The organism is Leptotrichia shahii, assembly GCF_008327825.1.
GTDB lineage: Bacteria > Fusobacteriota > Fusobacteriia > Fusobacteriales > Leptotrichiaceae > Leptotrichia > Leptotrichia shahii.
Map to the genome: position 1 here is coordinate 972418 of NZ_AP019827.1, position 15048 is coordinate 987465.

At 29.4% G+C, this 15048-nt stretch carries 19 protein-coding genes and 1 pseudogene; 19 read left to right on the plus strand and 1 reads right to left on the minus strand.

Annotation, left to right across the window (positions count from 1 at the left end):
* Nucleotides 1–49: 49 nt before the first annotated feature.
* A complete protein-coding gene (udk, locus tag F1564_RS04550; RefSeq protein ID WP_018450115.1) occupies nt 50–691 on the minus strand; it encodes a uridine kinase in 642 nt (213 codons plus the stop codon).
* 213 nt (nt 692–904) lie between these two features.
* Between udk and F1564_RS04555 the strand changes: the two genes are divergently transcribed.
* The 19 genes and pseudogenes from F1564_RS04555 to F1564_RS04635 all read left to right on the plus strand — a co-directional run bounded on the left by F1564_RS04555 (nt 905) and on the right by F1564_RS04635 (nt 14949).
* Nucleotides 905–2182, plus strand: coding sequence for a hypothetical protein (locus tag F1564_RS04555; RefSeq protein WP_018450114.1), 1278 nt, complete (start codon nt 905–907; stop codon nt 2180–2182).
* A complete protein-coding gene (locus F1564_RS04560; protein ID WP_018450113.1) occupies nt 2172–3008 on the plus strand; it encodes a hypothetical protein in 837 nt (278 codons plus the stop codon). The genes F1564_RS04555 and F1564_RS04560 overlap by 11 nt, the downstream gene beginning before the upstream one ends.
* Nucleotides 3009–3029: 21 nt before the next feature.
* The gene (locus F1564_RS04565; protein WP_018450112.1) at nt 3030–3500 is read left to right on the plus strand and encodes a hypothetical protein; all 471 of its coding nucleotides are present in this window, start codon (nt 3030–3032) and stop codon (nt 3498–3500) included.
* A 111-nt stretch (nt 3501–3611) separates the two neighbouring features.
* Entirely contained in the window at nt 3612–3809 is a 198-nt protein-coding gene (locus F1564_RS04570; RefSeq protein ID WP_232053398.1) for a hypothetical protein, read from the plus strand.
* 162 nt (nt 3810–3971) lie between these two features.
* Nucleotides 3972–4136 carry a type II toxin-antitoxin system RelE family toxin gene (locus F1564_RS04575; protein WP_018450109.1) on the plus strand — a complete coding sequence of 55 codons (165 nt, stop codon included), beginning with the start codon at nt 3972–3974 and terminating at the stop codon, nt 4134–4136.
* Nucleotides 4137–4171: 35 nt separating this feature from the next.
* Nucleotides 4172–4933, plus strand: coding sequence for an SDR family NAD(P)-dependent oxidoreductase (locus F1564_RS04580; RefSeq protein WP_018450108.1), 762 nt, complete (start codon nt 4172–4174; stop codon nt 4931–4933).
* Nucleotides 4934–5034: 101 nt separating this feature from the next.
* On the plus strand, nt 5035–5343 hold the full coding sequence (rplU, locus tag F1564_RS04585) for a 50S ribosomal protein L21 (RefSeq protein ID WP_018450107.1): 309 nt from the start codon (nt 5035–5037) through the stop codon (nt 5341–5343).
* Nucleotides 5344–5403: 60 nt separating this feature from the next.
* Complete coding sequence (locus F1564_RS04590; RefSeq protein WP_018450106.1) at nt 5404–5748, plus strand: ribosomal-processing cysteine protease Prp; 345 nt, start codon at nt 5404–5406, stop codon at nt 5746–5748.
* An 83-nt stretch (nt 5749–5831) separates the two neighbouring features.
* Nucleotides 5832–6125, plus strand: a complete 294-nt coding sequence (rpmA, locus tag F1564_RS04595) for a 50S ribosomal protein L27 (RefSeq protein WP_018450105.1) — start codon at nt 5832–5834, stop codon at nt 6123–6125.
* Between the two features lie 83 nt (nt 6126–6208).
* Nucleotides 6209–7336, plus strand: a complete 1128-nt coding sequence (locus tag F1564_RS10280) for a 5'-3' exonuclease (protein WP_232053399.1) — start codon at nt 6209–6211, stop codon at nt 7334–7336.
* On the plus strand, nt 7252–9375 hold the full coding sequence (locus tag F1564_RS04600; protein ID WP_232053400.1) for a DNA polymerase: 2124 nt from the start codon (nt 7252–7254) through the stop codon (nt 9373–9375). Before F1564_RS10280 ends, F1564_RS04600 begins: the two co-directional genes overlap by 85 nt.
* Nucleotides 9376–9496: 121 nt before the next feature.
* Nucleotides 9497–9589, plus strand: a complete 93-nt coding sequence (locus F1564_RS10205; protein WP_018450103.1) for an ammonium transporter — start codon at nt 9497–9499, stop codon at nt 9587–9589.
* A gap of 12 nt (nt 9590–9601) precedes the next feature.
* Nucleotides 9602–10732: pseudogene (locus F1564_RS04605) on the plus strand (ammonium transporter); the annotation flags it as partial.
* Nucleotides 10733–10747: 15 nt separating this feature from the next.
* Nucleotides 10748–11086, plus strand: coding sequence for a P-II family nitrogen regulator (locus F1564_RS04610; protein WP_018450101.1), 339 nt, complete (start codon nt 10748–10750; stop codon nt 11084–11086).
* 132 nt (nt 11087–11218) lie between these two features.
* A complete protein-coding gene (locus F1564_RS04615) occupies nt 11219–11932 on the plus strand; it encodes an AzlC family ABC transporter permease (RefSeq protein WP_018450100.1) in 714 nt (237 codons plus the stop codon).
* Nucleotides 11925–12248 (plus strand): AzlD domain-containing protein, encoded by a 324-nt coding sequence (locus F1564_RS04620; protein ID WP_018450099.1) that lies wholly within the window; start codon nt 11925–11927, stop codon nt 12246–12248. Before F1564_RS04615 ends, F1564_RS04620 begins: the two co-directional genes overlap by 8 nt.
* Nucleotides 12249–12504: 256 nt before the next feature.
* On the plus strand, nt 12505–13242 hold the full coding sequence (locus F1564_RS04625; protein ID WP_018450098.1) for an amino acid ABC transporter permease: 738 nt from the start codon (nt 12505–12507) through the stop codon (nt 13240–13242).
* Nucleotides 13243–13306: 64 nt separating this feature from the next.
* The gene (locus tag F1564_RS04630) at nt 13307–14035 is read left to right on the plus strand and encodes an amino acid ABC transporter ATP-binding protein (protein WP_026231214.1); all 729 of its coding nucleotides are present in this window, start codon (nt 13307–13309) and stop codon (nt 14033–14035) included.
* 155 nt (nt 14036–14190) lie between these two features.
* Nucleotides 14191–14949, plus strand: a complete 759-nt coding sequence (locus F1564_RS04635) for a basic amino acid ABC transporter substrate-binding protein (RefSeq protein ID WP_018450096.1) — start codon at nt 14191–14193, stop codon at nt 14947–14949.
* Nucleotides 14950–15048 lie beyond the last annotated feature (99 nt).

Below are 15048 nucleotides of genomic sequence, written 5' to 3' on the forward strand. Positions count from 1 at the left end.
ATAATTTTTTTATTACCATATACTCCTTTCAATTTTTTTTGTTTTATTATTATTTTTTATTTAATTTATTAAATAAATATCGGAGTCTGCTCGCTACCATTTTTATTCCCACTTTATTATCTTTTCCACGTGGAATTATAACATCTGCATATCTTTTAGAAGGTTCGACAAACTCCAAGTGCATCGGTTTTACAGTATTTATATACTGATTTTTTATACTTTCAAAACTTCTCGCACGTTCATTTAAATCCCTTTCAATTCTTCTTAAGAGTCTTTCATCATCATCAGTATCTACAAATAGTTTTGCATCAAAAAGTTCTCTAATTTTTGCAATGGCAAGTACTAAAATTCCTTCCACAATAATTAAATTTGCAGGCTCAATATGTTGAGTTTCATTGATTCTGTTGTGAACTTGGAAATCATAAATAGGTTTTTCAATGGATTTTCCATCTTTCAATGCCAATATATGCTTTTCAAGCAAATCAAAATCAATTGCATCTGGATGGTCGTAATTCAATTTAGTTCTTTGTTCATAAGTTAAATGGTCATTTCTCTTATAATACGAGTCCTGTTCAAGTAAAATTGAGTGAATCCCAGTTCTTTCCAGATTTTTGATTATAGCTTGAGTTACACTAGTTTTACCAGAACCAGTCCCTCCTGCAATTCCGACAATTATAGTTTGATAGCTCATAAAATATTTCCTCCTGAGTATAATTTTGCAATTTTTTATTTTAGTAGAATAATGTCTTATATTTTAATTAATTTTAGCATTTTTTTTATACTTTTACAATTGTAAAAGATTAAAATTTTTTATATTTCAAAAATATTAAATTTTTAATAAAAATATTTGAAAAAAATTTAATTATATGATAAAATTAAAATATAGTTAAATATTGGAGGGGTTATGAATAGAGAAAATGAGATTTTTGAAAAAGAAATGCTTGGAAAAAGTCTAAGAGAAATGTTTTTTGAAATGAATGTGGAAATGCAGGAGAGGTTTCAGGAAATTAAAGACAGGTTTTTAGAAGTAAAGATTGCTGAAAATTCCGATAATGAAAGCATTTTTGTTGAAACAGTGCTGGTAAAAAGTGAGGATGTATTTAAAATGGATGGTGTTTTTTTTCCAGTAGCTGATAAAGTGGGTGTTTTTAATGAAAATTATGGACATATTTATTTGGAAAATATTTATTTAAATTTAGATTTATGTAAAATTAATGAGGTTTCTGAAAGGGAATTTGCTGGATGGATAAATATTGATGGAAATAATTACGAAATTAAAGTAAAAGTTGTAAGGGATAAAAGTTATTTTGATGAAATAAAAAAATTGCACAATTCATTTGAGCTTAATGGAAAAAGCTGGAAAACTCTTAATATGGCACATTTTATGAGATGGTATAAAGTTGAGCTAGTTGAGTATGATTTTGAAATTGAAAGGGATATTTTGGAAAGAATTCAAAATGGAGATTGTGAGATTACTTATGATTTTGAAGAAATTCAGGATAGAGTGCTAAAAAATAGGGAATTACTTTGGAATATTGAAAGAAAAAAGATCATAAGCACCATATTTGTACGTCCAACAAAAATTGATTTATCCTTTGAATATACAATAAATTTTGAAGATAACGAGCAAATTTTAGTATCAAATCATCAAAATGAGGATATTGTTTGCTGTTATTACAGCGGAAAAAATAAATTAAGCATTGTTTCAAAGAAAAATACAGGTGATGTATGGGATATTTTTTCCATAAAGCCAATAGAAAAATGTAGAAAAATGCTTGAAATTTTTGAAAAAAATAGTGAGAAACAGGAAAATTATTTTCATTTTACGAATTTTAAAAATGAAAGTTTTATTGATAAAATCCAAAAAAAAAATAAAAATACAAGAAGCCGTGCATTTTTGGAAAAATATTTTTTGGAATATGAGTTTACAAAGGATGAAATTATACTAAAAGATATTAATTTTAAGGAAAATATTGAAGAAAATCTGGATATTTATGACTGCAATGAAAATTTTAGGAATGAATTTCAAAGGGAATATTTTGATAAAAAACCTAAATTAAACCTGTTTGTGGAAATTAAGAATTTTAATGAATATTCAGAGGACAAAGTAAGTTTTTTAATTTCAGAAATCCAGAATAATTACATAGAATTTGAGTGCAGGGGGTATCTGCATGGCGAATAAAAATAAAAAAGGATATCCGTATATATGGGCAGTTCCTATAAATACACAATTTGAGCTGGAGAATAATGTATCAGCATATATTGAGGTAAATGATGATTTTTTTTATGATAAATTTGAAATAAAAAAGGTTGTGAAAATAAATCCTTATGTGAGATTTAATAAAATTTTTACTGATTTTGTAAATTATTATGATAATTTTTTTGAACTTGAAAATAAACTTCAAAAGGATAATAAAATTAAAAATTTGACAACGGAAAATGTTGTTAAAAAAGAATCTAAAATAAGCAGTTTTAGACGCAGAAAAAATACAATTGACGAATCAAGAGAAAATAAAAAAGAATTTATTTTAAAGGATTTTAAGAAAAATATTGAAAATAATGCAATAAGTTATTTAAGGGAACTTGATTTTGCAAGTGGAACGACAGTGATTGACATTTTTTGTGAAAAAATTTCAGAAGATATAAGAAAAGGAATTTTAGGAAAGAATTTAAAAAAATATTTTTTGCTTTTGAATAGGGAAGAGCAGGAATATGTGGCACTTTTGATCTATAATGAAAAAATTAATAATGTCAATTCTATGAAAAATTTTAAGTTTGGAATTAAATACTTTTTTTTAGATTCGCTTATTTATAGGGAAAAACATCAAAAAAATAAAATAATAATTTATATAAATAGAGAAAAAAATAAAGAGAATATCGCAAAAATAAAAACGTTAGAATTGTTATTTCTGGAATTTGGACTGGAATTGAAGATTTTTTGGAAGAATCATTTTGGAGTTGTAAGTGTTGAGGAAACAGTAAAAATTGATGAAATAGCAGTTTTTTAAAAAAATTAAGGGGTGGGATAAATGAAATACAGATTAAGAATTAGAGATGAGGAAAGTAAAAAGGAAATAAATGTAAGTGAAGATGAGATTATCGAAGTAAAATACAAAATTGGACTTGCAGAAGATACAAATTTAGCAAATAGCAGAAGCACAGTAGAAATGGAAATAACTGGAAAAATTATTTCAAATTTGGAAAATACTGGAAATAATTTAAATTCAGAAAATAAAAGTGTGAATGATGACTTGTATGAAAGAAATAAAAAAAATATAATAGACTTGGTGGAATGGGCTGAGTCATATTTACAAAAAAGTGATTATAGAAATTTGGAAATGTTTGTTGATTTGGGATCAAATAAAAAAATGGATTTGAAGTTTACAAATATGTTTGTGTATAAGTTTTCGCAGGAGATGAGTATTGAGAAAGGGATAGGGATTTTTAAACTGAAGTTGAGACAAAAATTTCATCAGAAAAATAAATTGGACATAAAATAACACTTAAATTAAAATTTTGTGGTATAATAAAAATGTGGATATTTTTAAATAAACTTAAAAATTATTTGAATTCTAAAAAAATTACAAAATCTATTTTAGGAGAAAAGTACGATGATCATAGATGTTGAATTAAACGAAAAAAAACAAAAACAGTTAAAAGAAGTTTTGGAATATGATAACAACTTTATTAATAATTTGATATCAAAAGAATTAGATAGAATAGAAGAAAATGAACAAATTTCCAAATCAGAAATAAAAAGAATAATGAAATTATCTGAAAAGCTAAAAATCCCCAATGATACCTCTTGAAGATTTTGGAAAGAAAATGGGATTTTAAGTGAAATATAGAGTATTGTTATCTAAATATGCAGCAAAAAAATTACAAAAGATGGATAAAAATACAAGTAAAAAAATTTATGATTTTCTAAAAAAATAAACAATTCTGAAAATTCAAGAATCAAAGGGGAGGCTTTGAGCCATAATTTAAAAGGATATTGGAAGTACAAACCATTAAAAAGTTACAGGATAGTAGTTGAAATACAAGATGATAAATTGATAGTTTTAGCTGTTGAAATAGAGCATAGAAGTAAAGTATATTCGATTTTAAATAAATTAAAAAAATCATTTTTAAAATAAATAATGAAAAATTCAAATATAGGGAGTGAGTTTTTATGAATAGAAATATTTTTATTACTGGTGCTACAAGTGGAATTGGTAAGGAAACTGCTTATGCATTTGCTAAAAATGGAGATAATGTAATTTTGTGTGCCAGAAATTTGGACAAGTTGAAGGAGATAAAGGCGGATATTGACAGGAAATATGGCACTAATGCATATATTTTTGTGCTTGATGTCACAAAGTATAATGATGTTGTGAAATTTACTAAAAAAATACTGGAAGATGTGAAGAAAGTTGATGTACTTATAAATAATGCAGGGCTTGCTCTAGGGCTGGACAAGTTTCAAGATTATGATATTGCGGATATTGAACAGATGATAAATACAAATGTGAAGGGGCTGTTGTATGTTACAAGACAGATTTTGCCTAGCATGGTTGCAAATGATGAAGGGCATATTATAAATATTGGATCGACTGCTGGAATTTATGCTTATGCAGGAGCTGCTGTGTATTGTGCTACAAAATCTTCTGTAAAAGTGTTGAGTGATGGGATTAGGATTGATACGATTGATAAAAATATAAAAGTTACAACTGTTCAGCCTGGAATTGTGGAAACTAATTTTAGCAATGTGAGATTTCATGGGAATATGGAGCAGGCTAAAAAGGTTTATGAAGGAGTTGAGGCACTAAAGCCTGAAGACATTGCAAATACGATACTTTATATTGCAAATCAGCCAAAACACGTGCAAATTTCAGATATTACAATAATGGCAACAAATCAGGCGACTGGATTTAATATTTATAGAAAAAAATAATTTGACAAATTAATGAAAATATAGTAAACTAATTAAGATGTACGCGTAAAATTGGTGGCTAATACCAATAATAGCGATAAATTATTTGGAGGTGAACATAAATGTTTGCAGTAATTAAAACAGGTGGAAAACAGTATAAAGTAGAAGTTGGAACTGTATTAAAAGTTGAAAAATTAGCGGCTGATGTTGATTCAGACATCGAAATTAATGAAGTTCTATTAGTTGGAGAAGGAGAAAACGTAACAGTTGGAACTCCAGTTGTAGAAGGAGCTAAAGTTGTAGCTACAGTTAAATCACATGGAAGAGCTGATAAAAAAATTAACTTTAAATATAACAAAAAAACTTACTACAGAAAAAAAGGACATAGACAATCATTTACAGCAATTGAAATTAAATCAATTAATGCATAATTAAGATAGTATTAAAATTATAAAATTAATTTTTGAACTGTGAAAGATGTTGTGGTTTAAATGATAAAAATAGAAACACAAAGACAAAATGGTAGAATAACATATTTTGAAATAAAGGGACATGCAGATTTTTCAGGATATGGAGAAGATGTAATTTGTGCAGCTGTTTCATCGGTGGGACAAATGACGATTAATGGGCTTATTGAAACTTTGAAACTTGAAAAAAAATTGAAGTATGTTGAGAAGGATGGGCTTATTAGCTGTGATTTGAAGGATTCTGAATTAACTGATGAGGAACTGGAAAAGGCGGATATTCTGATTGAATCAATGTATTCATATTTAAAGGCGGTTGCAAGAAGTTATAGTGATTTTGTGAAACTTGGGGATAAAATAGAAGACAAATAATAAAAAATATTAGATTCACAAAAGTAAAATTTGAAAAAAACTATGAATTAAAAACATAAAGAAAAAATCGAGGAGGTTGGAAAATGTTATTAAAATTAAACTTACAGTTATTTGCCTCAAAAAAAGGACAAGGATCAACTAGAAATGGTAGAGACTCTAATCCTAAATATTTAGGAGTAAAAAAATATGATGGAGAAGCTGTAAAAGCAGGAAACATCATTGTAAGACAAAGAGGAAGTAAATTTTATGCTGGAACTAATGCAAAATTAGGAAAAGATTATACTTTATTCGCATTAACTGATGGATATGTAAAATTTGAAAAATTTGGAAAGGGTAAAAAAAGAGTAAGCATTTATCCTGAAAGAGCAGAAGCATAATAAAAAAAATAGTATATTTTTAAAATACTGTCTTAGAAATAGGATGGTATTTTTTTATCATATTGAAAATTAAAAAAGCAAAAATGAAAAAAGAAAAGAGGACAGTTAAGTTGAAAAGAGCGGTTATATTGGATACGAGTGCGATTATGTATAGAAGCCATTTTGCATTAATGGGAATGAAAAATAGCAGCGGAATGTCTACTGGAGCTACATTTGGTTTTATTAATACTTTAGAAAATGTGATTAGGGAGTTTAAACCTGATTATTTAGTGGCTTGTCTGGATGTGAAAAGGGACGAGTTAGAGAGAACTGAAGAACTGGAGACTTATAAAGCACATAGGGAAAGTATGCCAGAAGAGCTTGTTATGCAAATTGATACTATTATGAAGGTTTTGGATGGATATAGGATTCCCAAATATAAGAAGGCTGGACAGGAAGCGGATGATGTTATTGCCACCTTCGCTACAAAATTTTCTAATGATGCTGATGAACAAATTGAGGTTTTTGTAATAACTGGAGATAAGGATTTGGCACAGCTTGTGGATGGCAAAATTAATATTGCTTTGCTTGGAAAAGGGGATAAAAATTCTGCATTTAAGCATATAAAGACTGATGAAGATGTGGTTGAGTATTTGGGAGTTACACCTGATAAGATTCCTGACTTATTTGGGCTTATGGGAGATAAGTCGGATGGGATTCCAGGAGTTACGGGGATTGGTCCTAAAAATGGTGTGAAACTTATTACAGCTTATGGAAACTTGGAAGGAATTTATGAAAATATTGAGGAAATAAAAGGGAAACAGAAAGAAAAATTACTGACTGATAAGGAAAATGCCTTTATAAGTCGGGAACTTGCAACTGTGAAAAGGGAGCTTGATGTTGAATACGATAAAAATAAATTGAAATTTGAGGAAAAGGATTTTGACAGCCTTTTGAAACTTTATGAAGAGCTTGATTTTAAAAGATTTTCTAAAGCTGTGGAAGAAGAAAAGGAAAGATTCTTGCAAAATGGAAATCAAAAGGAACTTACTGAAGAAGAGAAGTTAGTTTTAGAAAAAAATAAAAAAATTGCTGAAGAAAAATTGGAAAAGAGAGACTTGAAAGAGAAAAAGTTGAAAAGCAGGAATTGGAGTATGATAAGGAAAATCCGATTTTTGATGGAATTTCACATTTTTATGAGCATGTGGAGTACGAACATAATTCAGAAATAGATAAAAAAATTGATGAAATTCAAGTTTTAAAAGAAAAGTTGACAATAGAATATGAGGCTCAGAAGAAAAAGGCAGAAGAGATTGCATTAGAAACTCAGAAAACTGAAAAAACTAAGAAAATTAAAGATGAAAAAGTGTATTTTGAGAAAAATTATGGAAAAGTTATTAGCTGGAATGATGCTTATTCTATGATTGAGAAAATGGATAAAAAAGTGGCTATTTTTGAGAATATGCTTGGACTTTCCATTTGTGATGAAAAAACGAATATTGTGCTTTTGGACAGTGAACTTCAAGATATTTTGCAAAATGGAAAACAAGAAAATGTAGAATCTGGAGTACAAATTAACTTGTTTAGTTTAAGTAATAATGTTGATGAAAAGAAAGATAATAAAAAAAATATTGAAAATATTTATAGATTGCTAAGTGAAAAAGAAATTATCGCTTATAATGTGAAAGAATATATGAAAAATGGGGAAAGCGAGTATTTTGGATATTCTGTTGGCGGTAAAACTTATGGGATAAATAATGACAGGTTTGGAATAAAATGTACTGAATATTTTGATATTTTACTTGCAAGATATGTACTTGGGACAGAAAGTTTACAAGAAATTGAGGAAATAATTCTAGATGAGTTTGGTGTTGAGATTGCAACTTTTGAGGAAAAATTTAAGAAGGAGCGAAGAAAGAAGGATTTTAGCGATGTTTCAGATGATGTGATTTGTGAGTTTTTGTCAAAGAGAACGTTTTTTATTTATAAATTGGAAACAATTTTTAGAAACAGATTGCAAAATGAGCAATTTCTAAATATATTTGACAAGCTAGAAAGTCGATTAATACCAGTATTGGCACAAATGGAGGAAACGGGGATAAAAATTGATAAGAAATATTTCAGTGAATTTCAAAATGAACTTGAGCAAAAGTTAAGTACGCTTGAAAATGAGATTCACGAACTTGCCAATGAAAAATTTAATATTGATTCGCCACAACAATTAGGGGAAGTTTTGTTTGAAAAATTACAGCTTCCATCAGGCAAAAAGACAAAAACTGGATATTCAACAAATGTGGAAGTTCTGGAAATGATTGCTAACAATGGAGAATTGACAGAAGACAAACGGATGATTGGGAAAAAGTTGCTGGAATACAGGGCTTATAAGAAATTATTGTCAACTTATATTGAGCCAATTCCAAAACTGGCGGATAAAGATGACAGGATTCATACGACTTTTAACCAAAATGGAACATCTACTGGACGACTTTCATCGGCAAATCCAAATTTACAGAATATTCCTGTAAGAACAGATGATGGAATAAGGATTCGTACAGGTTTTGTTGCAAAGGAAGGGCATAGTTTGATTTCGTTTGACTATTCACAAATTGAATTGAGAGTTTTGGCGGAATTGTCAAAAGACAGGCATTTGGTGCAGGCGTATCAGGATAATCAGGATTTGCATAACCTGACAGCGAGAAAGATATTTTTCAAAACTGAAGAAGATGAAATTTCACGGCACGAGAGAAGTATTGCAAAAGTAATTAATTTTAGTATTCTTTATGGGAAAACACCGTTTGGACTGTCAAAGGAACTGGGGATTACGGTTCAGGAGGCTTCTCAATATATTACAACATATTTTGAGGAATATCCGAGAGTCAGAAAATTTTTGGATATTGTGACAGAAACGGCTAAACTTCATGGTTTTGTGGAAACTTTTTATGGTACGAGAAGATATATTAGCGGAATTAATGCGACAAATAAAAATGTACAGGCACAGGCTGTAAGAATGGCGGTAAATACTGTTGTTCAGGGAACGGCGGCAAATATTATAAAAAAAGTTATGATTGAACTTTATGAGGAATTTAAAAATGATGAAAATATCAAAATGCTTCTTCAAGTTCACGATGAACTGATTTTTGAAGTTCGTGATGAATTTGCTAAGGAATATATGGAAAAAATTGAAAAAATTATGGAAAAAACGGTTAAATTTAAGAAAGTTCCATTAAAAGCTAATGGAAGTGTAGCTAAAAATTGGGGATTATTGAAATAAAAATAAATTTTATATATGAAAAGTATATATATAATATATTTGACTAATTTTTTTAAAATTGCTAGAATGAATTATTAAAGGACACAGGATGTCGAAAATTTAAAATGAAGGAGGTATCAGTATGGATACAGCAAATATCGTTTTTGTTTTATTTTCATCAGCATTGGTGTTTTTAATGACTTTAGGACTAGCATTTTTTTATGGAGGTCTGTGAAGAAGAAAAAATGTCATTAATACAATGATGATGGTTGTAATTCCAATTGCTATTGCAATTGTGATGTGGTTTTTGGCGGGTTATTCTTTAGCGTTTTCTGGAAGTGGCAAATTTGTGGGAAATTTTGGAAATATTTTATTCCATGGAGTAAGCGAAACAGCAAGTACAAAAGGTTATAAAATTCCAGATGCAGTTTTTGCAGTATTTCAGATGATGTTTTCAATAATTACAGTAAGTATTGCAACAGGTGCTGTGACTGGAAGAATAAAATTTGCTCCGCTTTTGATTTTTTCTCCAATTTGGCTAATATTCGTCTATTATCCTTTAGCTCATATGGTTTGGGGCGGAGGACTTCTTGCAAGAATGGGTGCTTTGGATTTTGCTGGTGGAGATGTGGTTCATGTTTCATCAGGAGTATCTGGTCTTGTCCTAGCGATGATTATTGGAAAGAGAAGAGAATTTACGAGAACGGAGTATCGTCCGCACAATGTGCCGTTTGTATTGCTTGGAACAGGAATTTTGGCATTTGGCTGGCTAGGATTTAATACAGGCTCGGCTTTGGAAGTAAATAGTACAGCGATTCACGCTTTTATTACAACAATGTTATCACTTGCCTCGGCAATGTGTTCTTGGGTAATTATTGAAAAGCTAAATAACGGGACTTCGACATTAGTTGGAACGTCAACTGGCCTAGTTGCAGGTCTTGTGGCAATTACACCAGGTGCAGGTTATGTTTCTTATGGTTCGGCGATTTTAATGGGATTATTAGTCAGCCCAATTTGCTATTTTGCAATTTCTAGATTAAAACATAAATTGCAGTATGATGATGCATTAGATGCTTTCGGTTGTCATGGTATTGGTGGAATTTTTGGCGGAGTTGCAACAGCGATTTTTACAATGCCAAATTTGACGCCAGAAAAGGGAAATTTTGGACTTTTATATGGCGGAACTCATCTTTTTGTTGCAACAATTGCTGCCATACTGATAACGGCTGTTTGGTCTGGAATTTTTACATTTATAATAATAAAAATCATTGGAGTATTTATGCCAATTAGAGCTTCGGATAGAGAAGAAGCTGTAGGAATGGATGACAGTGAACATAAGGAAACTGCATATCCAACATTTATGGGATTGGATTCTTAATTTAAGGAGAAAATTATGAAAAAAATAGAAGTAATAATTCGTTCTGACAAATTGGAAGATTTAAAAGATGCATTAACAAAAGCCAAAATAAGAGGAATGACAGTAAGTCAAGTATTAGGACATGGAAATCAAAAAGGCTATGCAGAAAGTTTTCGTGGACAAAAAATTACACCGACATTACTTGCAAAATTAAAAATAGAAATAATAACACAGGATGATAATGTTGAAAGGCTAGTAGATATTATAATAGATGCCGTTTATACAGGAGAAGTTGGTGATGGAAAAATATTTATTTTTCCAATAGATGATGTAATTAGAATCAGAACGAGAGAAAGAGGAAAGGACGCATTATAAGCGTGAGGTAAAGGAGTTAGCTTAAGTAAGAAGCAGCTTTTTTAAAAGTAAAAGATTAAATTGGACTCCTTGCAAAAAATAATTTATTATTTCCAAAAATTTAGGTGATAATAAATAATAGAAAGGAAAAAAATGACTAACACGGCAAAATATTTAAAAGGGCTAAAAGCTGGAATTGGAATGGGAATAGCTTATATTCCATTTGGATTGACAGTTGGACTAATTGCTAAAAACAATGGGATGTATACGATTGTTACGGCAGCAATGTCATTTGGGATTTATGCGGGCGGCTCGGAAGCAATGCTTTTAAAAATGGTATATGAACAGCATTCTACAGCAATAGAAGTTATAATTTCGGTATTTATGATTAATTTAAGATATTTGCTTTTAAATTTGCTAATTTTTAGGCAATTAAAAAGTGGAACAAAATTATTTGAAAAAATATTAGTTGGGGCAGGACTTACTGACGAGACAATAACTTATGCTGTTATACAGGAAGAGAGATCGCCTTGGTATATTATTGGATTAAATACAGTTCCTTATTTATGCTATGCTAGCAGTTCTGTACTTGGGTCACTTTTTGGAAATATGATACCAGAAACATTTCGTGCAAGTTTAAGTTTTATTTTATATTCAATATATTTCAGCCTGTTAGTAATGTCACTACAAAAACTGCCAAAATTTTTTGAAGTTGTACTTTACGTAATTGCAGCAAAATTGGCATTTATGTATTTGCCAGTCCTAAATATGGTAAGCAGCGGCTGGGCAATGATTTTAATTATGATAGGTTCAAGTTTGATATATGCGATAAGACATAGAAAGGATGAGATAAAAGAAAATGAATAATTCTGAAGTTTTTAAAGTAATAGCCATTTCAGCATTGGTAACAGTGTCTTTAAGATTGCTGCCACTGTTTGTGAAAATTCCAAAAAATCCGATAATGAATAAATTTTTTGAGGCATTGCCATATTCGGTGCTGGTACTTATGGTATTTCCAGATATTTTTACTTCAGGTGGAACAAGTCTTTATGACATTGTGAAAATATTAATTGGAATGGTTGCAGTTACTTTTTTGTCGTTAAAAAAATTTGGACTTGGAATTATTGTTTCTGTGTCACTTGTTATAATATTTTTATTTGATTTATTGAAAATTTATCTGTAAAAAATTTGATTAATAAATTAATTGTTTTTTAGACATTTTCAAGTATGTGATTATCAATCAAAATAATACTTTGAATAATTGAATTATTGGTTTCCAAATAAAATATAATGTGATTATTTTTTTAAAATCGGTATATTGTATAAAATAATTTTTTTTGAAATTTCTTATTGAAAAACAAATAAATATTAGGTATAATAATATTATAATAATTTAAATATAAGGAGGATATGAACAAAAATCAAAGTTCATAAAGAATATGGAAGATTTAGAAAAAACTAGAAAAATAATAAAAACAACATTTTTCGTAGCAGTAGTCGTGATTACAGTGCTTCTTGTGTTTCCTCATGATATGAAGCCTAAAGAATGGGAAATCTATGCAAGTAGCTATTTTGTGACTACTCTTGGGCTTACAGTTGTAGGTGCAGCTATTGGGATATTATTTGGAATGTTTTTAGCATTTTTGAAATTCCAAAAAACTGGAAATGAAGTTTTTAACATGATAAAAGATGCAGTTATTGATGAATATGTCGATATAATGCGTGGAACTCCAATGATGTTACAGTTATTGACACTTTCCTTTGTAATAGTAATTTTCAATAATTACTGGGTAGCTGCTATTGCTCTTGGACTTAATAGTGCAGCTTATGTTGAAGAAACAATCCGTTCAGGAATTGAAAGTATCGACAAAGGTCAGATGGAGGCTGCCAGAGCTACAGGAATGCCTTATAAAATGGCAATGAATGAAATTATAATGCCACAAGCTGTAAAAAATATTTTACCTGCTCTTGTGAATGAATTTATAAATTTGTTTAAAGAAACTTCTATTGTAGGATATATCAGCGTTATGGATGTTACAATGAACAGTAAAAGTTTGCAGGCTGCTTATTACAGTATAAAGCCTATACTGCTTACAGGTGTAGTTTACTATGTAAGTGTAAAATTATTCTCATTTATTGGGAAACGATTGGAGATGAAATTAAAGGAAAATGATTAGTTTTAATAAAAAATGCAGAGAACCAGAAGGAATTGATGGAGCTAATGGCAAAGTAAGTAAGGAAATGATAAAAATAAAGGATTTAAAGAAAAAATACGGAAATTTAGAAGTTCTGAAGGGAATTAGCACAGTAATAAAAGAAGGAGAGGTAATTTCCATCATCGGACCATCTGGAAGTGGAAAATCAACTTTTTTACGTTGTATAAATAGGCTTGAAGAGCCAACTTCTGGAGAAATTATAATAAATAATAAAAATATTTTGGAACGTGGAGCAGATATAAACAAAATTAGAGAGGAAATTGGAATGGTGTTTCAGCACTTTAACCTATATCCACATAAAACAGTACTGGAAAATATTACTTTAGGTCCGATTAGGCTAAAAAAAATATCAAAACCAAAAGCTGAACAATTAGCAATGGAATTACTTGAAAAAGTAGGGCTTGCTGATAAAAGAGATGCCTATCCCAATAAATTATCTGGCGGTCAAAAACAAAGGGTAGCGATAGCAAGGGCATTAGCGATGAATCCAAAAATAATTTTGTTTGATGAGCCAACTTCAGCACTTGATCCTGAAATGATAGGAGAAGTTTTAGAAGTTATGAGAGAACTTGCACATGCGGGGATGACAATGATAGTGGTAACACATGAAATGGGATTTGCAAAAAATGTAGCAAATAGAGTGTTTTTCATGGATGGAGGATATATTCTGGAAGATGCAAAGCCTGCTGAATTATTTGAAAATCCAAAGACTGAAAGGGCAAAGGAATTTTTAGATAAAGTGTTAAATCATTAAGTTAAGGACATCTTATACTATTTCCCATTAAAACAATGGAATTATTGTAAATTTAGTTTAGTAAGGAGTCAGTTCCCTTGTCAGAAAATAAATAAAGCAAGTTTTATTTTTTAAATAGGATTTAGTATCAATAAATAACAGAGAGGTAATAAAATATGAAAAAAATATTAATAATAGTTGCAATGATAATTTTCGGAATTTTATCTTGTGGAAATAAGAATAGTGCTGGTAATAAGGGAACAAAAAAACTTGTGGTAGGAACGGATGGAGTATTTCCTCCATTTGGATATATTGAAAAGGGAGAGCTTGTCGGATTTGATATTGATTTAATAAAACAAATTGGAAAGGATTTGGGATATGAAATTGAAATGAAAGTTCAGCCATTTGATGCTCTTATTCCATCATTAAAGGCAGGGAAATTAGACGCAATTATCTCTGGAATGAGTGCAACTGAAGAACGTAAAAAATCAGTTGACTTTACAGATGAATATTACAAGTCAACACAGATGTTTCTTAAAAAGAAAGGAAATAATAAAATTACTTCAATAGAAAGTTTAGCTGGTAAAAAAATTGGAGTTCAATTGGGGACAATTCAAGAATTAGAAGCTAGAAAAATAAAAAATGCAAATGTTGTGACAAACGATGCAACTATTAATTTGATACTGGATTTAAAAAATGGTAAAACAGATGCGGTAATTTTGGAAAATATTGTTGCAAAGGAATTTATTAAAAAAAATCCTGACATAGAAGTTTTTTATGAAGAAAAATTGCCTTATGGCATGGCAATTGCTTTTAATAAAGGGAAAAATACAGAAATCATTAAGAAAATAAATGAAGACTTAAAAAAGTTAAAGGAAAATGGGAAATATGATGAATTAGTTAAAAAATATGGTTTGGAAATTAAAAAAGATTAGAAAAGTAAACTAATGAATTAAGAAATTAAAATAAAAAATAGAATTTTCTTAAAAATTGTAATTTATAGAATTAATTTTATTTATGATAAAATCTTTTTA